Annotated in this window: 24 protein-coding genes and 1 tRNA gene; 19 read left to right on the top strand and 6 right to left on the bottom strand. The window is 47.3% G+C overall.

Features of this window, described 5'->3' with window-relative positions; all coding sequences use genetic code 11:
* Positions 1 to 49 precede the first annotated feature (49 nt).
* From ACBP55_RS34815 to ACBP55_RS34790, 6 genes are all read left to right on the top strand, one after another.
* Entirely contained in the window at positions 50 to 1540 is a 1491-nt protein-coding gene (locus ACBP55_RS34815) for a hypothetical protein (RefSeq protein WP_464648227.1), read from the top strand.
* On the top strand, positions 1494 to 3125 hold the full coding sequence (locus ACBP55_RS34810) for a putative baseplate assembly protein (RefSeq protein WP_464648226.1): 1632 nt from the start codon (positions 1494 to 1496) through the stop codon (positions 3123 to 3125). Before ACBP55_RS34815 ends, ACBP55_RS34810 begins: the two co-directional genes overlap by 47 nt.
* 687 nt (positions 3126 to 3812) lie before the next feature.
* Positions 3813 to 6047, top strand: coding sequence for a putative baseplate assembly protein (locus ACBP55_RS34805; RefSeq protein ID WP_464648225.1), 2235 nt, complete (start codon positions 3813 to 3815; stop codon positions 6045 to 6047).
* Positions 6048 to 6076: 29 nt separating this feature from the next.
* Positions 6077 to 8194 (top strand): phage tail protein, encoded by a 2118-nt coding sequence (locus ACBP55_RS34800; RefSeq protein ID WP_464648224.1) that lies wholly within the window; start codon positions 6077 to 6079, stop codon positions 8192 to 8194.
* 33 nt (positions 8195 to 8227) lie between these two features.
* Entirely contained in the window at positions 8228 to 9919 is a 1692-nt protein-coding gene (locus tag ACBP55_RS34795) for a hypothetical protein (protein WP_464648223.1), read from the top strand.
* Positions 9920 to 9967: 48 nt separating this feature from the next.
* Positions 9968 to 10038, top strand: a tRNA-Ala gene (locus tag ACBP55_RS34790).
* A gap of 146 nt (positions 10039 to 10184) precedes the next feature.
* On the opposite strand, the gene ACBP55_RS34785 is transcribed toward ACBP55_RS34790, so the two are convergent.
* Positions 10185 to 10637: an Lrp/AsnC family transcriptional regulator gene (locus ACBP55_RS34785; RefSeq protein WP_464648222.1), complete on the bottom strand. Its 453-nt coding sequence runs from the start codon at positions 10635 to 10637 to the stop codon at positions 10185 to 10187.
* Between the two features lie 172 nt (positions 10638 to 10809).
* Between ACBP55_RS34785 and ACBP55_RS34780 the strand changes: the two genes are divergently transcribed.
* Both ACBP55_RS34780 and ACBP55_RS34775 read left to right on the top strand, forming a co-directional pair.
* Complete coding sequence (locus ACBP55_RS34780; protein ID WP_464648221.1) at positions 10810 to 10986, top strand: hypothetical protein; 177 nt, start codon at positions 10810 to 10812, stop codon at positions 10984 to 10986.
* Complete coding sequence (locus ACBP55_RS34775) at positions 10983 to 12509, top strand: MFS transporter (protein ID WP_464648220.1); 1527 nt, start codon at positions 10983 to 10985, stop codon at positions 12507 to 12509. The genes ACBP55_RS34780 and ACBP55_RS34775 overlap by 4 nt, the downstream gene beginning before the upstream one ends.
* Here ACBP55_RS34775 and ACBP55_RS34770 read toward each other — a convergent pair.
* Positions 12506 to 13390, bottom strand: coding sequence for a LysR family transcriptional regulator (locus ACBP55_RS34770; protein WP_464648219.1), 885 nt, complete (start codon positions 13388 to 13390; stop codon positions 12506 to 12508). The two genes, ACBP55_RS34775 and ACBP55_RS34770, sit on opposite strands and share 4 nt — an antisense overlap.
* Before the next feature lie 110 nt (positions 13391 to 13500).
* Between ACBP55_RS34770 and ACBP55_RS34765 the strand changes: the two genes are divergently transcribed.
* From ACBP55_RS34765 to ACBP55_RS34735, 7 genes are all read left to right on the top strand, one after another.
* Positions 13501 to 13911 carry a tautomerase family protein gene (locus ACBP55_RS34765; protein WP_464648218.1) on the top strand — a complete coding sequence of 137 codons (411 nt, stop codon included), beginning with the start codon at positions 13501 to 13503 and terminating at the stop codon, positions 13909 to 13911.
* Positions 13912 to 13913: 2 nt separating this feature from the next.
* On the top strand, positions 13914 to 14243 hold the full coding sequence (locus ACBP55_RS34760) for a carboxymuconolactone decarboxylase family protein (protein ID WP_464648217.1): 330 nt from the start codon (positions 13914 to 13916) through the stop codon (positions 14241 to 14243).
* A 650-nt stretch (positions 14244 to 14893) separates the two neighbouring features.
* Positions 14894 to 15034 (top strand): hypothetical protein, encoded by a 141-nt coding sequence (locus ACBP55_RS34755; protein ID WP_464648216.1) that lies wholly within the window; start codon positions 14894 to 14896, stop codon positions 15032 to 15034.
* Positions 15009 to 15773 (top strand): group II intron reverse transcriptase/maturase, encoded by a 765-nt coding sequence (ltrA, locus tag ACBP55_RS34750; protein ID WP_464648215.1) that lies wholly within the window; start codon positions 15009 to 15011, stop codon positions 15771 to 15773. The genes ACBP55_RS34755 and ltrA overlap by 26 nt, the downstream gene beginning before the upstream one ends.
* A 514-nt stretch (positions 15774 to 16287) precedes the next feature.
* Positions 16288 to 16656: a hypothetical protein gene (locus ACBP55_RS34745; protein WP_464648214.1), complete on the top strand. Its 369-nt coding sequence runs from the start codon at positions 16288 to 16290 to the stop codon at positions 16654 to 16656.
* A gap of 29 nt (positions 16657 to 16685) precedes the next feature.
* Entirely contained in the window at positions 16686 to 17534 is an 849-nt protein-coding gene (locus ACBP55_RS34740; RefSeq protein WP_464648213.1) for a reverse transcriptase domain-containing protein, read from the top strand.
* A 115-nt stretch (positions 17535 to 17649) separates the two neighbouring features.
* Positions 17650 to 18201, top strand: a complete 552-nt coding sequence (locus ACBP55_RS34735; protein ID WP_464648212.1) for a group II intron maturase-specific domain-containing protein — start codon at positions 17650 to 17652, stop codon at positions 18199 to 18201.
* A 105-nt stretch (positions 18202 to 18306) separates the two neighbouring features.
* Here ACBP55_RS34735 and ACBP55_RS34730 read toward each other — a convergent pair whose 3' ends face one another.
* Together ACBP55_RS34730 and ACBP55_RS34725 are read right to left on the bottom strand one after the other, a co-directional pair.
* Positions 18307 to 18969 carry a stalk domain-containing protein gene (locus ACBP55_RS34730; RefSeq protein WP_464648211.1) on the bottom strand — a complete coding sequence of 221 codons (663 nt, stop codon included), beginning with the start codon at positions 18967 to 18969 and terminating at the stop codon, positions 18307 to 18309.
* Positions 18970 to 19205: 236 nt separating this feature from the next.
* The gene (locus ACBP55_RS34725) at positions 19206 to 19865 is read right to left on the bottom strand and encodes a TetR/AcrR family transcriptional regulator (RefSeq protein WP_464648210.1); all 660 of its coding nucleotides are present in this window, start codon (positions 19863 to 19865) and stop codon (positions 19206 to 19208) included.
* A gap of 278 nt (positions 19866 to 20143) precedes the next feature.
* Between ACBP55_RS34725 and ACBP55_RS34720 the strand changes: the two genes are divergently transcribed.
* The 4 genes from ACBP55_RS34720 to ACBP55_RS34705 all read left to right on the top strand — a co-directional run bounded on the left by ACBP55_RS34720 (position 20144) and on the right by ACBP55_RS34705 (position 24705).
* The gene (locus ACBP55_RS34720) at positions 20144 to 20995 is read left to right on the top strand and encodes an SDR family NAD(P)-dependent oxidoreductase (protein ID WP_464648209.1); all 852 of its coding nucleotides are present in this window, start codon (positions 20144 to 20146) and stop codon (positions 20993 to 20995) included.
* Positions 20992 to 22002: a zinc-dependent alcohol dehydrogenase family protein gene (locus tag ACBP55_RS34715; RefSeq protein WP_464648208.1), complete on the top strand. Its 1011-nt coding sequence runs from the start codon at positions 20992 to 20994 to the stop codon at positions 22000 to 22002. Before ACBP55_RS34720 ends, ACBP55_RS34715 begins: the two co-directional genes overlap by 4 nt.
* A gap of 31 nt (positions 22003 to 22033) precedes the next feature.
* Complete coding sequence (locus tag ACBP55_RS34710) at positions 22034 to 23197, top strand: SMP-30/gluconolactonase/LRE family protein (RefSeq protein WP_464648207.1); 1164 nt, start codon at positions 22034 to 22036, stop codon at positions 23195 to 23197.
* 1265 nt (positions 23198 to 24462) lie between these two features.
* On the top strand, positions 24463 to 24705 hold the full coding sequence (locus ACBP55_RS34705) for a YolD-like family protein (protein ID WP_464648206.1): 243 nt from the start codon (positions 24463 to 24465) through the stop codon (positions 24703 to 24705).
* Here the strand turns inward: ACBP55_RS34705 and ACBP55_RS34700 are convergent.
* Both ACBP55_RS34700 and ACBP55_RS34695 read right to left on the bottom strand, forming a co-directional pair.
* Entirely contained in the window at positions 24681 to 24854 is a 174-nt protein-coding gene (locus tag ACBP55_RS34700; protein WP_464648205.1) for a hypothetical protein, read from the bottom strand. The genes ACBP55_RS34705 and ACBP55_RS34700 overlap by 25 nt on opposite strands.
* An 8-nt stretch (positions 24855 to 24862) precedes the next feature.
* On the bottom strand, positions 24863 to 25195 hold the full coding sequence (locus ACBP55_RS34695) for a LytR/AlgR family response regulator transcription factor (RefSeq protein ID WP_464648204.1): 333 nt from the start codon (positions 25193 to 25195) through the stop codon (positions 24863 to 24865).
* Between the last annotated feature and the right edge of the window lie 258 nt (positions 25196 to 25453).

Genomic DNA, 25453 nt, shown 5'->3' with positions numbered 1-25453 from the left:
AGGCTGGCTGCGGAAGTGATGACGATACGTACAGAGAGGAGGTGGAGCTGTGCAACCTCCCAAAATTGATTCCAGAGATTTACCCGATCTGATCGCGCAAATGAAGGAAATGGCGCCGTATTATACACCAGAGTGGCGGTTCACGCCTGAAAATCCGGACCCGGGTTCCGCGCTGTTCTTGATGTTTGCTGATATGTTTCAGGACAATATCAAACGGTTAAATCGAGTGCCTACGAAAAATTTGATATCGTTCCTCAACATGTTCGATGTGACGCTGCTTCCGGCACGTCCTGCCCGAAGTTACTTGACGTTTGCACTGAACGAGGGTACGAAGGAGTCCGTGTTCATCTCGGCAGGCACACAAGTTGCCGCTGCAGCTGAAGAAGGAAGCATCTTGTATGAGACCGCTCGCAGCGCGCTATTGACTCCTGCACTGCTTACGGATGTGTACATGACGAGCCGCAAACAGGATATGATCATTCGCATTTCCGAAGAGTTCGTCACGGCATCCCGGCAAGGACATGCAGCGCCGACAGCGCTTTTCCGCTTGCAGGATGGCGACAATTTGCAGGAGCATGCCATTTATTTGGAGCACAGCTCTCTTTTCACCGTGTATCATACGGCGCGTATTGAAATCGAATTCCGTAACTCGAAGCGGCGTTTTGATGAACTTTCGATGTCCAGCCAACTGGCAGATCCCGAGTTAACCGAGTGGTTGTATGCCACAGAGGAAGGCTGGAAGGCTTTTGACCGCGTGGAGGCTAGAGGTAATCGGGTTATTTTATTGAAAGCAGTGGCGGGTGAGATTGCTCTGCGAGAAGTAAACGGGGCATCGGGACGTTGGATTCAGTGTCGCCTTAAACCTCTTGTGAGCGGTGGCAAAACACTGGCGGACAGCAGGTTGTCCATGGATAACATCTCATTTAAAACGGATTATGTTGATACACTGGAAACTGGTGGCATTCAGCCTGATCAGATGTTTTACAATGATATTGGTGCGGACCCGTCGGGGTTTTATCCGTTTGGTGATCAGTTTGCGCTTTATGGTTCTTTTTACATTGGGAGCCAGGAAGTTTTTACGAAAAAAGACGGCGATATTAAGCTGAGCTTTGGGCTTCAAGCCATTCAGAATCGGTTTCAGCCAGAGCTGACGGAACAAGTCGATTGGAAAATGGTGATGAAAAAATCCAAGTTCGATAAGCCGCCAGTTACGCACGTCACCGTTATGGAGGTTGCTTGGGAGTATTGGAATGGGGCAACTTGGTTGCGGCTGGATGTGGGGAAGGAAGCAGAGAAGTTGTTTTATTATCCGCAGGAGCAGAAGGTACGCAAAGAAATTCACTTCCGCTGTCCGGCTGATTTAGAGGCGACTTATGTGAACGGCAATGAGAACTGCTGGATCAGGGCTCGAATTTTGCACATTGAGAATGCGTATGTGGCGCAAGCGATCTATCTTTCACCTTGGGTGGATGATGTGTCCCTGACCTATCAGTATGATGATCGTCTCTACCCAGACCGCACGTTGTTTGGCGCTGAATAATACGGTGTTTGAGGATCGGACTCGGCATAGCCGTCAGTTGGAGGGTGGGTTTGAGCCCTTTCAACCGTTGGAGGGCCGTCATCCGGCCTTGCATCTTTCTTTTGACATACCGCCAGTAAAAGGTCCGATATCGATGTTCGTTTCAGTGAAACAGCAGCGTTTCTCGGAACAGGACATGCCGTTACTGGAATGGGAGTATTTGCGAGCTGGTTTGATGCCGGGAAGTCATTCTGAATGGGCAGCACTCAAGGTTATCGATGATACGAACGGTTTGACCCAGAGCGGTACCGTGCAATTCGTCGGTCCATCTGATTTTGCAGGAGCATCGTTGTTCGGTAAAGATGGTTATTGGATTCGTGCCGTTAATCGTGATGATAAATATGATGATAGTTCCGGTCGGGTACAAATTCCTATCATTCAAGGCCTGTATATGAACACGGTTCAGGTACTTCAGCAGGAGACGATTATCGGGGAAATTCCCGATTCCAAAGGTTTGGAAGAAACGGAATACCAGCTCAGCAGAAGCGGGATTGTCTCCGAAGAGGTATGGGTAGATGAGACGGAGTTTGTGACTGAAGAGGAAATCGCTGAATACGAACACGTCGGGGCTCCACTTATGGAGGTTACTCGGGATTCCGAAGGAAACTTACTTCAACTTTGGGTTCGTTGGACAGCGGTTCGTCAGATGGCAGATTCCGGCAATCGGGACCGTCACTATATGATTGATCGTACGTTTGGTCGTATTCGTGTAGGTGATGGTATCCATGGCATGAGGCCGCCAAAGGGTGGGTTGGAGCAGCTGAAGGTAACCTACCAAGTTACGTCTGGGCAAATTGGAAACGTAGCGGCGCGCCAGATTAATCAGATGCAGGACTCCATCGCGTTTGTCGGTGAGGTTTATAACCCAGAACCAGCGTCAGGCGGGTGCCAAGCCGAAAAGCTGGAGTCGGCCTTGCAGCGCGGTCCAGAAATGTTAAAGCATCGTGATCGAGCCGTATCGTCCAAAGATTACGAGTGGCTGGCACGTGAAGCTTATCCGAACATTGCAAAAGTCACGTGCATCCCTAATCGGAACGCCTATATGCATAAAGAAATCGGGGCGATGACTTTAGTTGTGCTACCAAAAGAAGGGCAGAAGGGAAGCTCCGCGTTTCCAGAACTGAAAAAGCAGGTAGAGAGGTATATTCTACAGCGGGCTTCCAGCCTTGTTGCTTTCCCGGAAAGGCTTCAAGTGATTGAGCCGGTCTATATGGAAATTTCTGTTTCGGCGATCGTAGCTGTGGAAGGAATGGACGCTGTTGTAGCTACCGAAATTCAGGCTTTGGAGAAGCTGAACCGCTTCCTTGATCCGCTAACCGGCAATTTCGACGGCAAAGGCTGGGCAATTGGTCAACAAATTCACCCCTCCGTTTTCTACGCGTTGTTGAAATCAATTCGAGTGATCAGTCATGTAGAGAGTCTTTACATGACCGTATACAAGATTGAGGACGGCGAGCGTACGGAACTCGACGTGAACCGCCTTCCGGCGCTCCCGCATGGGATCATCGTGAGCGGCAAGCACAAGGTGGTTGTGAATGCTTTGTAGTGAGGGTGTTGGGGATGGGGAGCACTGGAACCCCGGAACCCCTAGCAACATGGAAGTCAGTCTTGCTGACGAAAGGGTTCTGGCAAATAAGAGTCTTTAAAGACTGCTATTTTCCGTTTTTTACCTGGATTTGCTGAAATAGAAGCCTCTAGAGACTCTTATTTAAGCAATATCACATAAAAAGAGGGGATTTATCAGAAATTAGAGTCCTTAGAGACTGCTAATCGGTAACTCCAACGGAAAATAGCGAAAATAGGAGCCTTAAAAGACTTCTATTTTAGGGATGTTTTACATCGCTAAAGTAGGGATAAATTAGCTAGTTGGCGGGTTAGGGATGATTTTCATTGTTAAAGTAGCTGATCGGTGGTTGCTCGGTAGAGTCGAGCGACTTTAACGATGTTTTACATAGCTAAAGTAGGAATAATTGTGCTAGTTGGTGGGTTAGGGATGTTTTATATCGTTAAAGTAGCTGATTAGTGGATGCACGGGAGAGTGTGGAACTTTAACGATGTTTTACATAGCTAAAGTAGGAATAATTGGGCTAGTTGGCGGGTTAGCAATGTTTTATATCGTTAAAGTAGCTGATTAGTGGTTGCGAGGAAAGTCGAGCAACTTTAACGATGTTTTACATCGCTAAAGTAGTGGTGTTGGTGCGGGGTAGCAATTAATCGAAGGAGGTGAGCACAAGTGCTGCCAATACCTAATTTGGATGATCGTATGTTTGAACAGATGGTGCAGGAGGCTCGGAAGTCGATACCGAAGCTTTTTCCGGAGTGGACGGATGAGAATGAACATGACCCGGGGATTACGCTGCTGGAATTGATGTCATGGATGACAGAGATGCAGCAGTATTACTTAAACCGGGTGACGGAGCGCAGTGAGCGGAAGTTTCTGAAGCTGCTTGGGATTAGGCCTCGTGAAGCGGTATCTGCGGTTTGTGATGTGGCGTTTGCTGGTTTACAGCAGCAGCTTGTGCTCCCCAAGGGGACACCGCTGCAAGCGATGGACCAGCGGTTTGAGACCATAGAGACGGTGCATCTTGTGCCTTCCGAGCTTGAGAAAGTACTGGTCCGCACGGAGACGGCGGCTGGTGATTTTACATCCAACAATCAGGCTAAGATTGCTTATTATGCTTTTGGACCTGAAGCGCGTAAGGGCGCGCATTTGTATCTCGGTTTCGATAGAGCGCTGCCTGAGCAAATGGAGATCTCGATAGCCTTTAAGCTATTTGACCGCTATCCGGTAACGGTGGGTCACCGCGAAGATGGGACAACGCCGATGATTTCGTCTGCTAAGGTGGTGTGGACGTTCGCGGGTGCCGGGCAGCAGGGGCAAAGCGAAAGCTGGCTGCCGATTGAACAGATAAGTGACTCAACGGTTCATCTCTCACAAAGCGGCGAGCTCCGGTTTCGGATTACGTCGGAGATGAAGCCGATTGCTCTTTACCCTGCGGATGATCGCAGCCTATTCTGGATTTGCTGTACTCTCGAGGAGGACGGCTATGAGCTGTCACCGAAGATTGAGAAGGTTAGTCTCAATGCGGTGAAAGCGGCTGAGCAGGAAACTTTCAGCGAAGTTACTGCTTTTGACAGCTCAGGTGAGCCTGACCAGAGCTTCGAGGTAAGCTCGTATCTCGTTTACAACGGTCTGCACACTGTGCAGGTGCAGGATGAGCAAGGGCACTGGCGCGACTGGCACATCGTCGCGGAGCTCGAGGATTGCGAGCCGGATGATCGCTGCTGCCAGCTGCAGCAGGACTCGGCTCTGCGTACCACCCGTCTGCGCTTCGGCGACGGGGTGAACGGGCGTATCCCGCCGCAGGGCGCGCAGCGGATACGGCTCATTGCCTATACGGCCGAGTTCGACTATGGCCGTTTTGTCGGGGGCAGCAGAGGTCTGCCCGGGCAGACCTTTGAAATCAGCCGTGGCCGGATGTATAAGCCCAGCAGCATGCTGCTGCAGGTTGGTTACCGGCCACGCGGAGAGCGTGACGTCGTTTGGGACGACTGGCAGTCCGTGGATGACTTCGATAATTCGAAGTCCACGGACAGGCATTACGTCTACGACGCTGCGGCAGGGACGATCCGCTTCGGCAATAACGAAGCGGGTCTCACTCCGCCCAAGTCCGTGGAACCGAACATTCGGTTCCTGGCGCTGCAAGCGGGCGGAGGTGTGCGAGGCAACGTGAAGGATGGCCTCGTGACCGGCTTCACGAATACCAAAGGCGTGCGTGTGACGAATCCGTTCCCGGCGCGAGGCGGCCTCGAAGCGGAGACGCTCACGCAGGCGAAGCTTCGTGTGCGGCGCGAGCTCGACACGCCGACGCGGGCCGTGACTGGCGAGGACTACGAGGCGATCGCGAAGGCGACGCCGGGGCTGCGTGTCGCGCGTGTGAAGGCAATCCCGCTGTACAAGCTGGGCATGCGGGATTATCCGAAGGTCAAAGCACCCGCGCAGATGACCGTCGTGGTCGTCCCATACAGCGAGAGCGATAAGCCGAAAGCAGGCAAGGGCTTCTTGCAAACGATCAAGCAACATCTAGATCGGCATCGTCTTTTGACCACAGAACTACATGTAATTCCCGCCGAATACATTAAAATAACGGTTCACGCTGTCGTGGTGATGGAACCTAAGCACAAAGAGGAACAGCGTCGAATCATGCAAGAACTAAGGCTTTTGCTTCAGCCGATGGATCATGGGCAAGGCTCGGAAGGCTGGCGTTTTGGCCGGACCGTGTATAAAGGCGATATTTATGGCGTTATTTCCCGAATTAAAGGGGTTGTCTATGTGCAGGACATTTGGATAGATGCCGAGGGCACAGGCTTTCATAAGGATGGCGCTGGCGACATTCATATCCCGCCTTATGCCTTGGTTTATTCCGGTGATCATGAAGTGGAAACCATTAGTCAAACGGATTTATAAGTCCTTTTTAGGAAAAGAGGTGTCGAACGATGCAGGATGGGCAAACGTTTTTTTCCCTTAACAAACCGCTTGACTGGGAACAAGGATATGAAGCCAATATTCATATGCAAAGCGAAGGATTTTCGATTCAGCAGACAGAAAAATACAGCATTCATCGCATCGTTTGCACAGACGAGTTGGAAGGTATTCATCCTATTCAAGAGATGACTGTCGGGCCGGGTCGGAAGTTATTTTTGTTAGACGAGGCTTCGAATGTATGGATTTATGATGATGGAAGCCGCCATCGGGAGTCGTTATTTCGTCAGGGTCATCAGTTGTTTAGCTATCAAGCGATGCTGGCCTCTATGTCAGATCTTCTGGTGATCGCAGACGCTCACGTCGATAGCGAACGAAGACTTGCGGTTTATTCGATTTCCAATGGACAGACCATGTGGGCTATTCATGATTGGGAAGGGCTTGAATTGTTCCCTCTTTCGGTTAATACGAGATTAACAACGGCGAATTCGCTTTACGTGACGGTCCCGTTGGACATTGCGATTGGTATGAATGGAAGTCCTGAAGTCCCTAAGGGCGGCCGGATCGGCATTATACAGTGGAACGCGGCAGGGGAAGTGGTGCATGTGTATGAACATGAAACCCTCCGTCTAGAAGAAGCGGCTGGAATTACTGCACTTCGAGGGCGTTATTATTCCGCTGCTGCGGATGGTACATTAGTTCTATTGGATGCGCAGCTCAGAACGGTAACGGTGTTCCATGAGGATGGTCGGGAGCCGTTCCATTTTAAACTGGAGCAGGAAGGGCACTTTGCCGGAATTTCCATTGATACGAATCATAATCTTTATATAGGGGACAGCGGATACGCACAGCAAGAAGGAGTAACGGAGCGGTTTATTCTAAAGTTTCGCGAGAATGGCGAGCAGTTTGATAAAGTAACGAGCTTCCGAGGGCGAACGGATAAATTGCTGCATGATGGGCGCAATCGGTTGTATGTTTTTGATCGGATAAGCGGTCAGATTAGCCTGCTTGATCTTCGTGCCCGTACGATGCTGCTTGAGGGGACTCAGCTCCCGGAGGCCATCTATTTCTCGGCGGAGCTGGATACGACGGAGACGGAGACACAGTGGCATAAGATTCGTTTAGAAGCCGATATACCGGAGGAAACGCAGGTTCGTTTTTCCTATTTTACATCGGATGAAAGTGAAGGATTCATAGATGGCGAATACGTAAATTATACGGACTATTTGACGGATCCAGGCATTTCGATTCGAGATAAATTGGCTGCGACGCGTGACTTATGGTCGGAGTCCATTCTGAATCCGAAGGATGCTCTTCTGATGAATGCCAGAGGCCGTTATTTATGGTTCAAAATGGAGCTGATTGGCAGCGAGCAAAAATCACCTTTCATCCGAAAGCTTCGGGTCTATTTCCCGAGAACGTCATTGATTGCCTATTTGCCACCCATTTATCAACAGGACGAGGAGCATAGCCCTTTTCTGGAGCGGTTTTTGGCGATGTTCAGCACGTTCTTTGACGATATGGAGGATAAAATAGACCGTATTTCCTCTCACTTCGATCCGGATGCGGTATCCGGCACTTATCTGGAATGGTTAGGACGCTGGCTGGCTATCACGGATCATGAGGCATGGGGCGAGGCGAAGCTAAGATTGCTGATCAAACAGGCCCCTGAGCTTTACAAATTGCGGGGTACTCGCGAGGGCATGATGAACATGCTTAAGATTTACACAGGGTCTGAAGCGTTCTTGCTGGAGTATTTTCAGTTTAAACAAATGCAGGAGACGTCGGAGCTGCGGCAGCTTTTTGCCCAGTTATATGGGGATAATCCTTATTGCTTCTGCATTATGTTAAAGCCTGAATTCGTTCAGACCGACGCACAGCGGCTAACGATCGAGCAAATCATTGAAGACCAAAAACCAGCCTATACCGAAGGCAAATTAATCGTTCTACAACCGTGGATGTACGCGGACATGCATACCTATCTGGGCATTAATACTTACTTATCAGAGCCTACCTTGTTAACACTCGATCAGCATTCGTCGATGCCTTACAATACGGTGCTGATTGACGTAGATCTCGATAAACGAATGGATATACATACTCGCTTGGAATTGGATTCCGAAATCGAATAAACGAAATGAGTCTTGGAAGGTGAGGGGATACTTATGAAAAAAACACGCTATTACCCGTTTGAGCGCAATCGGTATTTCTATGGAAAATTGCTGACGGTAAGGGATTTCGAGTCCGAGCAAAAGTATTTCAACGATAAGCGCAGAATGATGAACCGTTTGCTGCATGGTTCTGGTGTACTTACAGGTCTGCAGGTTGTCGCGGTCGATGAAAAGTCAGTTTCTGTAGAGATGGGAGCTGCGATCGACGCGCTTGGCCGGGAAATTGTCGTGCCTTCTCCAATGACATTGAAGCTATCCATGATGGACGGTTTCAGCAATAACCAGTACGCGAAGAACGTATATCTATGTATTGCCTATGACGAAAAGGAGAAAGAACCCGTTCACGCGGTGGCTAATTCTTCTATTCGTTCTGACGAAATTAATGACTATAATCGTGTGCTGGAAAGCTATCGCTTATTTATCCGAGAGGATGCGCCTGATCCGGCAACACTGCCTTTGGCAAATCTGTCCGATCAGACGGTCGTTCTGTATCAAGATTCTCACGTGCGCGTGCTTCAAACAACACCTCGTTATGTGAATCCAGGTCAGCTGTTCGAAATGAAGCTGCGCTTCGAGAAGACTCTAAGGACCGGCAGACTGTCCTTTCAATATGAGCTGGCTGCTGAACGCGTAGAGGCAATTGAAGGAAAAATGGTTGTGTTCCAAGAGCCGCAGGATGGGCAAGAGAGCGAGTATGAAATGAAGGTGCTTTTGCGAGCGGATAGCACAGCGTCCGTGAAGGGCACGATTGGCGTGCAGGTGGATACGGCTGTACTGAAGCTGGATGACAGGCAGTTGGAGCTGCAGACACAAGCTGTTGGCGAACTGCAGATTATTGGCGAATCCGTGCGGGAACGGTTGATGTCGGATTTTGTGAAACAATCGTTGGAGGCTTCCTTAGAGGCTCCGTCGGAGCCATGTATTTATTTGGCTAAAATATGCCTTGTTCAAGTGGGGCCAACCTATGTTATTGAAAGTGTCGAGCAAGTGCCATTTGGCGAATACGTGTACAATTCTTCGGTCATGTACAGACTCAGCAAAGCGAATGAGTACCGCGAAGAAACATCGGGTCAGTTCGTAACGAAGTCCAAAGTGAAAACCTTGGCGCCAGGACAGCCTCCGGAATTCAAGGTTAACTTCAATAAAGCGATTAGCGAGCTTTCATTCGATTTAAGCATTCCAGCGGGCGGCGGTAGCGGCATTGCGGGCATGCTTAGCGGTGTCGTGGACATTCCGATTGAGCCTTTCACGAAGATTGCTGTGTCTCCATTCGGGAGAGCGACCAAAAGCTTCTTCTCCGGCGAAATCGCACACGGACTCGGCGAGGGCAACGTGCTGATCATCACAAGCTTGGAAGAGAGCAGCAGTGAAGCTTTCTCAGAAATGCTATCCAGCGGGGACCGCGTATACGGCGGAGCCTCCGATGTGTTCAAAGGCAGTGAGTTTGAACCCGATGCGCCAGAAGTGAAGATAGGCACCATTGCCTATCCACAAAAAGGCACGTTCCGCATTGGTGTGAAGGTACAGCAGAATTCTGAGCCAGGGAATGTACGTGTGCGTTGGTGGGCGTATAGCGCGGAAATGGCCAGTACTGCACTGGGGAATGTCAGTGGTGGCGCTGATTCATTAGACGAAGCGCTTTCGGCTATGAGAGAAGCTGCCTCGGCGGGCAGCGGGGCTGAGTAGTTGTTTACTGAGTAAACTATTCTCAAGACAGATAAAAGTAAGACGTGGGGAATTAACTCAACTGGGAGAGCGCTTTGCTGGCAGCGATGAGGTCAGGGGTTCGATCCCCCTAAGCTCCATACAGAAAAAAGCCTTTAAACACAAGGATTTTCGAGTGTTTGAAGGCTTTTTTGCATTCTTTTTTCTAATCGATTTGCGTCAGAAGATAGTTATCCAATCTGATATAACCCATATGCTTTCGCATCGGCATCCCTTCTGCTTGGCATTAGTCAACTCTACATGCTTCTTCGAGAGAATGAATGGGAAGTCTATGATCGATCGGTGAAGACATGACAATCAGGATCGTATAGGTTCCATACTTATCGCACTGATTGCCAAACTCTTCGAGAGCGCGTGTGGATTCGGTCACTACTTTTAATAAATAACTGTGTTCTCCGCTTATGCGGTGGCACTCGGCAACATTGGGAGATGCATGGACAAAATCAAGAAATGCCAGGCAGTCTCTAGTCCGAAACAACATATAGGCTGCCGCATGCTTCCCAATTTTTTCAGGAGAGATGACGGTGCGATACTCCTCGATAATTCCGTTTTCTTCCATTCTTCTAACTCGTTCCGTTACAGCAGGTTGGGACAAACCCACGCTTTTACCCAGCTCTGTCATTGAAATCCTTGCCTGATTTTGAAGATAGAAGAGGATTTGTTTGTCTACATGATCCACTTTGAATGTCCTCCTTTAAATTTAAGGTGTTTCAGATGAAACTGATTTAATTTATTTGTATAATCATCATAATTGATTGATTGTGATATGTAAAATGAATGATTTTAATTATATAATAACTTCACACCAATAAGATGTTCCATATATGAAAAGTTAGAGAGGATGGCTACCATTGAGCAAATACGATTTAAATAAGCTAGGTACAGAAGATTTTCAGGCACGAATTGATGAGGTCATTGATTGTGCAAGCTCGGCTTCGAATATGCGCAGGCGGCGCAATGGCACGGCTTGCTGGCCGCTATGGCGCAGCCCAATTACCAAATCTAAGTCTGGAGGGAACTCTCAATGAGCCTCTCCCACTCCAGCAAACATATAATCGCATTGGCCGCTATATGTTTGTCCGCGCTAATGTTCGGCCTCGAAATTTCCAGTGTGCCAGTGATACTGCCAACCCTGGAAAAGGTATTGCATGGCAATCTCAAGGATATGCAATGGATTATGAACGCCTACACCATTGCTAGTACGACAGTTCTGATGGCTGTTGGAACGCTGGCTGACCGGTATGGAAGGAGGCGTATTTTTATTATCAGCCTCGTCTTGTTCGGCATTACATCCTTGATTTGTGGCTTGGCACAAAGCACGTCAGTTCTGATCGTCAGCCGATTTATTCAAGGCGTGGGTGCTGGCGCGATGCTGATTTGCCAGATAGCAATTCTTTCACATCAGTTTCAGGAAGGAAAAGAACGCAGTAAAGCCTTTGGCGCATGGGGGATCGTGTTCGGTATCGGCCTCGGTTTTGGACCCATCATCGGCAGCATGATCGTGGCCGTTTCGAACTGGCATTGGGTTTTCCTAGTCCACGTCCCGCTGACCATCCTCACTTCGATCTTTGTCTTAGGCAGCGTGGAGGAGTCCAGCGATCCGCAGGCGAAAAAGCTGGACATTATCGGCATCGTCACGCTTTCGTTGACGGTTTTTGGGTTGGCATACTTTATCACGCAAGGGCCGGAACTCGGCTTTACCAGCATAGCCGCCATCAGCACCCTTGTTGCAACGGCAATATGTTTCATTATTTTTCTGTTTGCGGAAAAGCTCAGCACCCATCCGATGTTCGACTTTTCCGTATTCAGGATACGTAATTTTTCCGGCGCTCTCTTTGGCTCCGTCGGCATGAATTTCAGTTTCTGGCCGTTCATGATCTATCTGCCGATCTATTTCCAGAGCGGCCTTGGTTACGGCATCGTGGCAGCTGGGCTGTCTCTCTTGGCTTATACGCTGCCCACCCTGGTGATTCCGCCTCTGGCAGAGCGCCTTTCGCTCCGTTATCAGCCGCGCATAGTCATCCCATCGGGTCTGTTCATCATCGGCATAGGCTTCATTTTGATGAAATTTGGCAGCGGCGGCGATCACGCCAGCTGGTTGACCATGCTCCCCGGTTCCCTGTTGGCTGGTATTGGGCTTGGCTTAACCAACACGCCTGTGACCAACACGACCACCGGCTCGGTTCCGAGTACCCGTGCAGGCATGGCTTCCGGCATAGACACGAGTGCCAGATTAATCAGTCTAGCCATCAACATCGCCGTAATGGGATTCATCTTGCAGGAAGGCATCCTGTCTTATTTGAAGGGTGCACTTCCTGGGACTCTCGATGCCGTGCAATTGCGGTCTTTGGCCGAAAAAATAGCCGTCGGAAACACTTCATCTCTCAAGCAGGGTTTGCCAGCACTATCCTCTCTGGATGCGTCCGGAGCCGTCGTCCATTCCGCGCTTGTGCACGGCTTTGGCTTGGTGATGCTCTATGGCGGTATTGGCGTCTGGGTTTTGGCCGCGATCAGTTTTATGATATTTGGACCCAAGAAAGCATTGCCCTAAGGCTCGTTTCGCTGCAGTTCCTCTTTTACATATTGCATTAAAAGAATTTTGGATGATGAAGTATACTCCGTGTTGCGTAATTGCAGCAGGCCGACCGGGATGGATGAATCCTTGAGTTCGACGTGTATTTTCACGATATTCGGGGGTAACGCCGTGGAATCGAGAACGGCCCCTACGGAAGGAATTTGCTGAACGAACCCGGGAATAGCCGAGATTTGACTCACCGTATATAGAAAAGGAGCCTCGGTGTAATGGGAATATTGCTTAGATAACCGCAGGTAATACAAGCAGGTATTTCCTCCAACGATCATCGGATAGTTAAGTAGTTCTTCAAAGGGTATTATTCCGTTTCTTTCGGCCAAGGGATGGCTGATCGCTACAATAAAGGAGATATTCTCGTTATATAGCGGTTCGAAGCGAAAAGAAGAAAGATCGGTAGGCTCTCCGCATATGGCAAAGTCCAATTGATTCTGGAGTACCGCGCGTGACAGGGATTCGGTGTTCCCACTGACAAAGTGACACGATACTTTTGGTTTATGTTCCCGGAATCTTCGTAGTGAGTTGGGCAGCACATGCTCAATCATCGATTCTAGCCCTCCGACATGCAGGGAACCGATCTCCTCTCTTTGCAAAGCTCTCACTTGCTCAGTTACATGGTTCCAGTGCCCAATGAGCTTGTCAATTTCCGCGGCAAAAAGTTGTCCAGAGGCCGTTAACTCCGCATCCCATCCTCGCTTGAATAGCTGGATGCCCAATTCCTTTTCCAGCCGCTGGACTTGATTTGTAATCGTAGACTGAGCGTAATTCAATTTCACTGCTGCTTTGGTGAAGTTTCCTTCTTGAATAATGGTTTGAAACGTAGTTAGTTCCTTTAAGTCCATGGCTTATATCTCCATCGAATAAATTGAATTAATATATGATTTTATTCAATTATACAAATAAAGAAGTAGGAAGTACAATTAGGGTATCTTGCAGAAGGAGTGATATTTGAATGCCATTCATCAGAGTAAGCTACTTGGAAAATCACTATGGGACACAGCAACTGCCCATCATAAGCCGTGCGATTATGAGCGCTCTAATTCAGCATTTCAATGTGCCGGAAGACGATTACTTTCAAGTGTTCCATTCACACAAAGCAAGCGAGTTTTATTATAGTCGGAATTACTTAGACATAGAGCGAAGTGACGGGCTGCTCTATATTCAAATCACGCTCAAATCCGGAAGAAGCACCGAGCAGAAAATTAGCTTTTATGGAAAGTTAGCCGAACTATTATCAACTAAGCTTAACATGAGGAAAGAAGACGTATTCGTCGTGCTGGTCGACACGGAATTCGAGGACTGGACATTTGGTAACGGAGTCGCGCAAATGATCGAACGTCCAGACAACAAGAGGGAGGCATAAGAATGAAGCATCGGAAAATTGTATCAAACGTTCGTGAATCGTTTGGGGATATTGCCCCTACTTTCGTGCGCTATTCGGAAGAAGTGCTCTTCGAGGACGTTTGGAGAAGAGAACAATTATCGCTTCGGGAACGCAGTCTCCTTACGATATCAGCGCTAGTCGCCGGAGGACTTACAGGGCAACTTCCTTATCATCTCCGCTTAGCAAAAGAGAACGGTTTGACCGAAGAAGAACTGATCGAAGCGTTGACCCATCTCGCGTTTTACGCCGGATGGCCGCGCGCCGCTTCTGCAATTCAAGTTGCGAAGGATGTATTCGAGGAGAACACATAAAGACGGGAATGGCAGTGTAACTAACCACTGCGGTGGACAATAGAAAAAATAACAAGTGAGCTATCATCTCGTTTGCAAAAAAAGCACTCATCTACAAGACAAGGTCTTGTAGATGAGTGCTTCGTTTGCGCTTGGCAGCGCATTGACTAAGGAGTGAAAGTCTCCAGCACACCGCGAGGTGGCGGAAGTGCATAACTGACAGGCAGTGCGTAGTCCGTGAGGATGCGTGCGGAGGGTCTGAAGGTAAATCCCGGAACAGGCGGCTAAACCAAGTTGGCTAGCGAGATCGGATAACCCTGCACAAAAAGGGAATGTCCAATACCACCGTAGGTCTCGAAAGTTAAGAGGACTGGGTTCGGGGGAAAGTCGGTGACGTAACCCAAGGAGATCTTATCGTTTCCGCAAAGCGGTAATCTCTCAACAAGACCGTGACGGTTAAGATGAGAGGTATGAATGGTGAGAAGTCAGACGTAGGGATAGTAACGAAAAAGCTTGCCAGAAAGGCCGCAAAGGTAAGTGAATCGGCGTTTTTTTTTTATCGCCGATGCAAGCACTGACCCAAAAGGCAGAGACTTGTGTGAAGCCCGAAACCGTGGAAGAAGAGTAATTGAGGGAAGCCATGTGCCAGACAGGAGCCGGGGAGCCATGAAGTGCGAAGAGCGGGGAATGAACATAAGGAGAAGCCGTCTGGGGCGAGTACCGGCAGTGAAGCGGAGATTGCTGAAAGGCTACAAACCGTGAAACTGGGAGGGAAGGAGAACGAACATGGGGGAACAGGAGCAGGACAATGACTCACGTGAAGGAGTAAAGAAGCAAGAAGAACGAAAATGGTACAGTCTAATCGACAAGATATGGGCAAAACCAAACTTGGAGGATGCTTTTAAAGAGGTTAAGCGAAACCGGGGAGCGGCAGGGATCGATCAGGTGACTGTAAAGGCATTTGAATCAAAGTTGGAGCACCATCTAGAAGTGCTTCAGCAAGCGCTGAGAAGTAAGACGTATCGGTCAAAGCCGGTCAGACGTGTATATATTCCGAAAGCAGACGGTACGCAAAGACCATTGGGCATACCTACCGTGGGAGATCGAGTCGTGCAAGCGGCGGCAAAACGCATACTGGAACCAATCTTTGAAGCGAAATTTATGGACTGTAGCTATGGATTCCGACCGGGGAGAAGCGCTCATATGGCATTAGAGAAAATCCGCCAAGATCTAGAAGACGGATATCGCTATGTCATAGACGCTGATCTCAAATCGTACTTTGACACGATTCCCCACGAAAAACTTGTAGGGATTGTGAAAGAAACGATTGTTGACGGAAGTGTACTAGAGTTGCTAGAGAAATTCCTGAAAGCAGGTGTGCTAGAAGGCGGTAGTTTCCACATGAACGACCAAGGGACGCCTCAGGGAGGAGTTATTAGTCCATTATTAGCAAACATCTACCTCCATCCGCTAGATCGAGTGATGACGCAGCGAGGACATCGTCTAACAAGGTACGCAGATGACTGTGCGCCACGAATGCATGGCGCGTAAGAAAGCCAAAGCAATGCTGAACAAAAGATGAAGGCGGGCCCTTCGGAGTCGCTGTGCAGGCGGAGGCTTCAAACTACCTTAAGCTGCTGCGGTCAAAAGCCGTTGGTGGTGAGCGTTAAGGAAAAGGCAGAGCAAGACTCTGTCAGGTGAGTGTTACGGAGACGAACACAGGTCAATGGCTGATAAAGTGTCGAAAGCGTAGGGACGTCATCAAAACCAGGAGGGAGTCGTTGGCCTGGGATGAGTCTGGAGGAAACCTGTTTACTGTCCAGATGGTGACCGGCATGAAGGCGGCGTGAACGTAACACAGGCTTTTGTTCGGAACGTGGGAACCTACGACTCCGATGCGAATGGAAAAATCCAAGCGGAAATCCCGCAAGGATGAAAGTACAAATGCGGAGTATAGGGGCGGAATAGCCCGTAGTAGCGATGAACCCACTGAAAAGGTGGCGGAGCCAAGGGGCTGTGTTATCCAGTTTTGAAAACACGTCAACCGCGTAAGTGGGAGGAACAAATGGACAAAACAAAGTCGTATGAGATCTCAAAGCATACCGTATGGGAAGCTTATGAGCGAGTCAAAGCGAATAAGGGAGCAGCCGGAGTCGATGAAGAGTCGATTCAAAAGTTTGAGGAAAACCTGAAAGCCAACCTCTTTAAAATCTGGAACAGAATGTCCTCGGGAAGTTACTTTCCCCCACCAGTTAAGGCGGTAGAGATACCGAAGAAGAACGGCGGGGTAAGGATATTGGGGATTCCAACCGTCTCAGATCGTATCGCGCAAATGACAGTTAAGCTGATCTTTGAGCCGATGGTGGAACCTATATTTCACTCCGACTCTTATGGGTACAGACGGGAAAATCCGCGATTGATGCGGTTCGAGTAACAAGAACCAGATGTTGGAGATATGACTGGGTGTTGGAATTTGACATTAAGGGTCTATTCGACAACATCGATCATGGGTTGCTTATGAAGGCAGTAAAGAAACATACGGACTGTGCGTGGATCATTCTCTACATCGAAAGATGGCTAAGAGCTCCGTTCCAAATGAAGAATGGAGACATCGTAGAACGAACCTCCGGCACGCCGCAAGGCGGGGTCGTCAGTCCAGTACTTGCGAATCTGTTCATGCACTATACATTCGATAAATGGATGGGAATCGAGCATCCCAATAATCCGTGGGCAAGATATGCGGATGATGCAGTGATCCACTGTCGTACGAAAGAGGAAGCTGAACGGCTGCTTGAGCAACTCAAAGGACGGTTCACGCAATGTAAACTCGAACTGCATCCGGATAAAACGCGAATTGTGTATTGTAAAGATGATGACCGCAAAGGAGAGCATTCCGAAATTAAGTTCGACTTTCTGGGGTACACCTTTCGGCCAAGACGATCGAAGAATCGGTTTGGAAAACACTTCATCAACTTCACGCCAGCAGTGAGCAACAAGGCGTGCAAAGCGATGAGGCAAACGATTAGAGGATGGCGGATGCATTTGAAGCCGGACGTGGCCATTGATGACCTGTCGCGGATGTTCAATGCCTCGATTAGAGGGTGGATCAACTACTATGGACACTTCTGCAAGTCGCAATTATATCCCGTTTTACGCCATATGAACGAGGCACTCATCCATTGGGCAAGAAGGAAATACAAGAAACTGGAGAGGCACAAGACACGGGCGACAAATTGGATGGGACGACTGGCAAAAAATCTTCCTAAACTGTTTGCTCACTGGCAGATGGGAATACTGCCTACGACTGGATAATGGGAGCCGGATGAGCCGAGAGGTTCACGTCCGGTTCTGAGAGGGCCTGAGGGTGCGATTCCCTCGGGCTACTTACCTCGTGATCTGTTGCAAAACACAGAAAGGTGCGGAACGTGTGTTAAAGTCTGTCACCGGGTTACTTGAGAGAGAAATGGGACTGAAAGTTCATCCGGAGAAAACGAAAATTGTGAACAGCAAGAGGGAGTCATTTGAATTCCTTGGGCATGAATTCAAGCCGGGAAAAAGGATGACGCCAACTGCCAAAGCAATGACGAAATTTAAAGAACGGGTGAAGGAGATCACGAGAAGGAACCAAACGGTAGATGTACAAAGGTTGGTCAAGAAGGAGCTAAACCCGTATTTGCGGGGATGGGGCAGATATTTTGGAACAGGTGATGTAAGTAGTCGATTTCGGGACTTAGATGCTTGGATAAGAAGACGACTTCGCTCTGTGCAGTTACGTAGTTGGAAGAAAGTGAGAAAACTTCACCGTGAAATGCGAAAACGAGGATGGGATAACAAAGAGTTACCCGGTCTCCGAATGACAGCATGGAGAAGTTCCCACTCAACCTACGCCCAGTATGTGATGCCGAATAAATGGTTTGAAGAAATTGGTCTAAGTAGTTTGCTTGCAATTTACAAAGAACTTCATCCCCAACGGGGATAAACACTGGAGGAGCCGGATGCGTTGACCCGCACGTCCGGATCTGTGAGAGGCCCATGCAATTGCGCATGGGCCTACTCGATTTTGAACTACAAATTTTGATTTAAATTATTTATAGTAAGAAGTAGTTAAAGGTACAAAAATACCTGATTTATCGTTATTTTCATATGAATAAAAGACAGTAACTTCATTTAGTCCAGCCACATTAACTTCGATTGTTTTTAATCCATCATCTATCTTCACTGTGTCTTGTTTAAGTAAAACGCTATTTTTGTCTTGAATTTTTATTTCAACCTCTGAACCTATAGCAGCAACCTGTAAATAAAGTTTTTGATACTTCCCTTTCGGCTCTAATGTGAAATTTGATCCGGAAGATTCTGTATTCTTAATGACTTCACCATAATCCTTATTTTTATATTTGGTTAAATTCGGGTCTTTAATAGCTTGATAGAAAGTTTGAATAGCATTAACAGGAGTACCCTCGACTTTTTCTCCAAACAAAACACTGTTTGATGCAGCGTCGTAATCTACAGCTACGTTCAGTGAGCTTGCAATAGCCCTTGCAGGTAAATAAGTGCTTCCATCGTATGTAATTGGAGTTACAACATTCCCTTGAGCGTCTAGTAACTGAACTGTATTTCCGTTAACCTTTACTTTAATATCGTTGTTCAGATAAGCTTTAATTTCTTGCAAATTAGCTCCTGCGTAAACTCCACCTGCTGCACCAAGAATCATAGAAATCCCTACAATCGAAACTATTGTTTTTTTCATAAATATCTCTCCCTATCTCATTTTTTCCATACTTTTCCTTTCTAAATATATATGACAAATAAAGTAAACACAAGTCATGCCCAAATAAGTAACTTTTCACATTACAAAAGTGATTAGTAGAACAATTAATAGAAACGGGTAAACGTCAAATATCCCCCATCTTTCAAGATGGGGGATATTTGACGTTTACAGAGGAGCAGCATTTATATCTACCGTTAAAAGTCCCTGGCGGCGCATTAGGTGCTACGAACTGGCAACAAAGAACTGGAAAGTAAAGACAACGTTTGTTTGTATACCGCATGGGCCGATTGTACATCTCCTAAGTGTCCACCCATGTAAAGATGAATAACGCCATGGAGCGAGGCCCAGACGATACGTACAACGGATTCCGTGTCATACTGACCGGGAATTAGTCCTTGCTCTTGCGCATTGCTGATCACGGTCAATAACTGCCGCATGGCTGTTACGGTGCCATGCATGCTTTCCTCGTCCGGTTTGAAATCTGCAAAGGCTCCTCCGAACATCAGCTTATAATAGCTGGAGTAACGCTGCCCGAATTGCCAAAAGGTTTCGCCTAGATTCAGCAAATGCTGCGCCGGATCAGCTGCTTGCGGTGTTCCCTCGAATTCGTTAGCGAGAAGCTTACAACCTTCCAGATACAGCTGCTGAGCCAAGCCCTCTTTATTGACAAATAAGCTATAAATGATTTTTGTCGAGCAATCCATTTTCTGCGCTACTTTACGTACTGTAACTGCTTCTGGGCCCTCTTCTTGCAAGAGCGTTGCGGCAGCATCAACTACGAGTTTGCGGAGATTTTTAGTATTTTGTAAGCGAGCCTCTTGGTAGGTTTTCAGCACTCGTGTGTTCGTATTAAAGGAGTTATCCTGGTCGCTCATAATCATCTTCCTTCGGTTATCATGTTTTCGTCAGGAAACAAAGTTTCTTAATTTCTTATCAAAAATTTTATACAGTTGATGGGTAGTTGTCAATGAGATATGGGATGTTCCAAGATCGTATTGACAATCTTAAAAAGTGTGGTTACAATGAAATCAATCAGAAACACTGTTACCGAATATGCGATGACTCTTAATTTTTTGGGAATTGAGGATTCCTTTAACCATATGGTAACAGTGTTTCATTATTATAACATAGTATCTAAAAGGAGAGTAGCACTATGAAAATTCAAGGAAAATGGGCGCTCGTCACTGGAGCTTCTTCTGGTATTGGAGAGCAATTCGCGAGACAACTAGCCAAACAAGGCAGCCACTTGGTACTCGTGGCTCGATCGAAGGGCAAGCTTGAGAGCTTGGCATCAGAGCTAATGAAGATATATGGCATCAAAGCCGAGGTTATCGCTATGGATCTTGCGAAAGAGGGCGCACCCAGCGAGTTATATCGGCAATGTGAACTTTTGAATGTGGATATCGAACTGCTAATCAATAATGCAGGCTTTGCTACACATGGTTTGTTCGAGCAAGTGTCAGGTGAGCGTCAACATGAAGAAGTTATGCTCAATGTCGCTGCTGTTGTAGATATGACGCACTTGTTCTTGCCAAACATGTTGCGCAAAAACTCAGGAGCAGTTATTAATGTGGCTTCAACTGCCGGATTTCAACCGCTTCCCTTTATGGCAGTATATGGGGCGACGAAAGCTTTTGTCTTGTCGTTTACACAAGCATTATGGTGGGAAAATCGCGACCGCGGCGTGAAATTCTTCGCACTTTGTCCCGGTTCGACGGACACCAGTTTCTTTAATGTTGTAGGAACGGAAGAAGCCTCTGTCGGAAAGAAAGATACGCCGGAAAGAGTCGTAGAGGTTGCACTTCGTGCGTTGAAGGAAGGGAAAATATACGTCGTTCCGGGTGTGCAGAATTATATCGGGGCGCAGTTATCGCGATTCATAACTCGAAAGCAAGGTCTTCGACTTGTTGGAGGCATGCTTCGTCCACGCGGAGGATCCGGCAATAATAATAATAATAAGAATACAGGTAATCAATCTGATCTTGCAGGGAGGACAATTCGATGAAAGCTATACAACTGACAAACGGCTTCGGCTTTGAGGAATTAAACTTAACGGAACTCGACATACCAACGCCAGGCCCCCATGAGGTGCTGATCCGCATGAAGGCAGCTTCTCTCAATTATCGGGATCTAGTGATCCTCAGCGGATTAATGCCGATTGAAATCAAATTCCCCTTCATTCCATTATCAGACGGAGCGGGAGAAATTGTAGCCGTTGGCCAAGGAGTAACGAGGTTTCAGGTCGGAAATCGAGTTGCAGGTAATTTGCAACAGCGATTCATTGCCGGCAGTCCAAGAGCAGAAGTGTTAAGAGACAGTCTGGGTGGTCCGTTGAACGGAGTTGCGGCCGAGTATGTCGTTCTACATGAAGACGGAATCGTCCATATTCCCGATCACCTCACTTGGGAGGAGGCTGCCACCTTACCGATCGCGGCATTAACCGCATGGAGCATGCTAATCGAATACGGTGGATTGCAAGCGGGTGATACCGTGCTGCTGCAAGGAACAGGCGGTGTTTCCATCTTCGGGCTTCAATTTTCTCTTATGGCCGGAGCGCGAGCGATCATCACATCGAGCAGCAACGACAAGCTGGAACGAGCAAAAGCTCTCGGTGCATGGCAAACGATCAACTATTCGGAAGTTCCCGATTGGGATAAAGCAGTGTTAGAGCTGACTGGCGGCGTCGATCATGTTCTGGATGTTGGAGGAGCGGCAACGATGACTAAATCCATAAATGCGCTTCGCATTGGAGGGACCTTGAGTATGGTCGGGTTCTTATCGGGCTTGACCATTCCGGAATATGATGTCACGGGCATCTTGCAGAAAGCCGCGACTGTTCGCGGCAGCCAAGTCGGCAATCGGGATCACTTTGAAAAGATGAATCGAGCGATTGACCATCATCGATTACATCCCGTCATCGACCGTGTATTCCCTCTGGATCGAATTGGAGAAGCATTCGCGCTCTTGGCTGAAGGAAAGCAATATTTCGGTAAAATCGTAGTCCAAATTTAAATCTCACATAAAAGACACAGGAGGCACTCTAATGCCAAATACACAAGTTCGCTCCGTTAAATCTACTGAAGGCGTGAATCGTCCGAAAGGCTCACCGCGTAAAATAGTACGCAGATTTTTGTTATCACTACTTACGTTGCTCGTTCTCGGAGTGATCGTTTTCTTGCTTATTCCTTCACCGATCGAACCGGCAAAATGGTCCGCGCCGACGGCCCCCTCTTTTGAGGAAGCGGGCCCTTGGAAACAGAACAACAAACTCAGCTCTGCTCAGCTTGTTACTGATGCCCCTAAATCCCCGGAATTCATTACCTTCGATAAGGAAGGCCAGCTATACACAGGAGATTCTGACGGGAAAATTTACAAGGTTCCTTTCGATGCAGAGGGCAATCCACAAAAGGCCCAAGTGTTTGCAGACACCAAAGGAACGCCTAATGGGCTTATATTCGATGCCAATGGCAATTTGATCGTTACTGATGTCAAGAAGGGACTGCTATCTATAAACCCATCCGGGAGCATAGAGGTCTTGGCCGATCAAGTGGACGGCAAGCCAATCTATTTAGCTAACGAACTTGATATTGCCAAGGACGGCGCAATTTATTTCTCCGATACCTCGAACTATGGCAGCGTGACCTTCAAAGAAATTGCCGAGAACAAGCCGCATGGACGTTTGCTGAAGTATGATCCAAAGACCAAGCAGACGACTGTCCTGTTAGAAGGGCTTTATTTTGCAAACGGGGTTGCCTTGTCTGCGGATGAAGATTTTGTGCTTGTGGCGGAATCGTATCATTATCAGTTGACCAGATACTGGCTCAAGGGTCCAAAGAAAGGGACATCTGATATTTTTGTGGACAATCTCGCAGGCTTTCCAGACAACATTACGCGTGATGAGCAAGGTCATTTCTGGGTCGGTATCTTCACGACTCGCCTTTCCTTTGTAGATCAGATGCATAGCAACCCTTGGTTGGCCAGTACCATGGCCAAAATACCGCAGTCGCTGCTAAACGGTGCAAGCGCACCGGTGAAGCATGGTCTTGCTGTGGAGCTCAGCCCGCAGGGAGAGCTTATCGGAAGCTGGCACGATCCAGAAGGCACACTGTACGGCGTAACTACGGCTATAAAACATAACGGATATTTATATATAGGAACGGCACCAGGAGGTAGCCTGGGCGTTCATCGCGTGCTTTTAACAAAATAAAGTTGGAATCCGGGAGGGAACGAATCATTTTATATACTTAGCTACAAATTTAGTGATTAAAAGAGATGGCAGAAATAAAGCTACTATACAAAACAGCAGCAATACATTAATAAATGGCGATATCCTACCGTCGAAAAAGAAAGTATATGTCCACTTAAAACCGGTGAACAACAGAAAATATGTCAATATAAAGAAAATGGTTAATAGGATTTTCCTCATGTTTCTTAAGACCGCCCTTTTGTTTGTTGCTTAATTTAGTGCTGCTCCATTTGATAGTCAGCTAATTTCTCATTTAAATACATTTCAATTTTTTCAGGCTGGGTATCTAACGTAATTTTGAATAGGGGCTCAGGTTTAACATACTGCTCGTCTGAGGCCATTTTATCTTTCAAAAGTATAGATAAAGTTCCATCTTTCAGATTTAGTTTAATTGTTCTATAGTCGTAGCTAAGGCCTTTTTGGAGTAAATGAGGTAATGTATTTTCTCATCTCGACCCTTATTTTCATTCATTTTTCTTAAGTAAATCCCATTTTCTTTTGATTTAGTTTGCACCCATGTTTGTAGACTTGTATCAAGATCAGATCGTTCAATGTTCTTGGAAATTATTTGATCATTTGAACATCCAATCAATAGAAAAAGACAAATGGAACCGAAGATTCTGATCAAATTAGTCATAGATTCTCCCTTATGTTAGTCATACGAGAACGTCGATTAATTCCTCATCTGGTAGGCATGACTCCAAAATTCGATTTTAGAGTCGTTCAGCAGCCTCGTAAAGATAGATCGGCTATAGTGGCTACCAATGTTGTAAAATCTACAACAATTTACACGCCAAAAGGCTATTTTGCAGGTTGAAGTTGCAGTTTGTACAACATTTCTAACCCATTTGTCGCGAAATGGTCTGAATGGGGCTAAATTGTTGTACGCTATGCAACATCGAAGGAGATTGGCGGGATTTAGGCAGAAATTGTTGCACTTTTTACAACATCAATTCAACCGAGAATAAGGATTCATTCATCTGGCAACATCAAGTGAGAATATATGACGATGGGTTCCTTAGTGTTCTAGCATATTGACATACCCAGAATTTGTCAATGTAATCCAAAAGGCTCATGCAACTGCGCATGGGCCTCTTGGATTTTGTCGATATATGGGAATTATGGAGCTTTGGTTCCATATTTCTATAATGGGGCAGCGCTAAGGGGCAGTCCTTTTCTTGTGTTTCTTCGAATCCTATTTTACTTAACTTCGTTGGAGAGAGTGTGTGTATTTGATCATGACAAACGACCTTGAATTTGCAAACATCATTAAAGAATCGCTATTGAATCAGCGTTTTATTCATATTCGGTATTTCGATGGGATGGGCAATCATGAACTGACGTGGCTGGCGATTATGATTAATCAGCAACTCCGAAGTGTCAAAATAAGCCATACAGAAGGAATGGAATGGATTTCGCTGGACGATATACTTCACATCCGCTTTCAGTCTGACGGAACGCGATCTTGAATAATTTCTGTACTGGGCTCCGAGCGGGAAAGCAGTTGTCGCAGAGATTCCTCTGTGATGGCTGCTTTTTCTTTTTGCGAACGGCCCTCCAGCATCTTCTGTTCAAGGTCGAGCTGCTGCTTCTCCAATTCCTCCAGCTTGTTCAGCAACGTCGAATTCAACCCCCCCGCTCGCAACCACGTTGACGGCATTCGTGATTTGCCGTTACAAATACAATATCGACTCCCGGACAAGCCTCCTGCGCCAACTTAACCGCATCGATTCCCGATTGTTCCGGCAAGTGAATATCGAAAAATATGATGTCCGGCTGAAGCTTCGGCATTCGCTCAATAGCCTCTCCGCATTCCGAAACGAGCCGAACACGCCCGGAATATCCCGATAGCATTCGCTGAAGTTGGTATAGCGCCAGCGATTCGTCATCCACCAACATGAGCTTCATGTATTTCACAATCGAAATATATACGTAGATGACGGTGTGGGTTATTTTCACGCAATCGTACGCCTCTATTTTCCAAACAGCCTATCGTTTAAACCATGGAAGGTACGCAACCTGCCGCAAAGGCAGTCGGAACTTGTAGAGATTTTGTATAGTTCCTTTTGTTATGATCACAGATGTCGAATGGACATGGATTTTATCGAGATATTGGACAGGAGTGGGACGAGAATAAGAACGATCGTTTACTGATGCAGGTACAACATCCGTACCGGATTACCGACGTAAGAAGCAAAATAACTCAAGCGAGAGCAG

Source organism: Paenibacillus sp. WG02 (genome assembly GCF_055396115.1).
Note: the sequence above shows the minus strand (reverse complement) of the source record. Positions and strands in the feature narration are given on the sequence as shown.

Excerpts from the sequence above, each read along its gene's own strand:
- ACBP55_RS34725 (WP_464648210.1), bottom strand. The coding sequence starts at position 19,865 with ATGAGCGACCAGGATAACTCCTTTAATACGAACACACGAGTGCTGAAA.
- ACBP55_RS34800 (WP_464648224.1), top strand. The coding sequence starts at position 6,077 with ATGCAGGATGGGCAAACGTTTTTTTCCCTTAACAAACCGCTTGACTGG.
- ACBP55_RS34760 (WP_464648217.1), top strand. The coding sequence starts at position 13,914 with ATGAAGCATCGGAAAATTGTATCAAACGTTCGTGAATCGTTTGGGGAT.
- ACBP55_RS34770 (WP_464648219.1), bottom strand. The coding sequence starts at position 13,390 with ATGGACTTAAAGGAACTAACTACGTTTCAAACCATTATTCAAGAAGGA.
- ACBP55_RS34730 (WP_464648211.1), bottom strand. The coding sequence starts at position 18,969 with ATGAAAAAAACAATAGTTTCGATTGTAGGGATTTCTATGATTCTTGGT.
- ACBP55_RS34765 (WP_464648218.1), top strand. The coding sequence starts at position 13,501 with ATGCCATTCATCAGAGTAAGCTACTTGGAAAATCACTATGGGACACAG.
- ACBP55_RS34715 (WP_464648208.1), top strand. The coding sequence starts at position 20,992 with ATGAAAGCTATACAACTGACAAACGGCTTCGGCTTTGAGGAATTAAAC.
- ACBP55_RS34720 (WP_464648209.1), top strand. The coding sequence starts at position 20,144 with ATGAAAATTCAAGGAAAATGGGCGCTCGTCACTGGAGCTTCTTCTGGT.
- ltrA (WP_464648215.1), top strand. The coding sequence starts at position 15,009 with ATGGGGGAACAGGAGCAGGACAATGACTCACGTGAAGGAGTAAAGAAG.
- ACBP55_RS34810 (WP_464648226.1), top strand. The coding sequence starts at position 1,494 with ATGATGATCGTCTCTACCCAGACCGCACGTTGTTTGGCGCTGAATAAT.
- ACBP55_RS34775 (WP_464648220.1), top strand. The coding sequence starts at position 10,983 with ATGAGCCTCTCCCACTCCAGCAAACATATAATCGCATTGGCCGCTATA.
- ACBP55_RS34745 (WP_464648214.1), top strand. The coding sequence starts at position 16,288 with ATGGACAAAACAAAGTCGTATGAGATCTCAAAGCATACCGTATGGGAA.
- ACBP55_RS34710 (WP_464648207.1), top strand. The coding sequence starts at position 22,034 with ATGCCAAATACACAAGTTCGCTCCGTTAAATCTACTGAAGGCGTGAAT.
- ACBP55_RS34795 (WP_464648223.1), top strand. The coding sequence starts at position 8,228 with ATGAAAAAAACACGCTATTACCCGTTTGAGCGCAATCGGTATTTCTAT.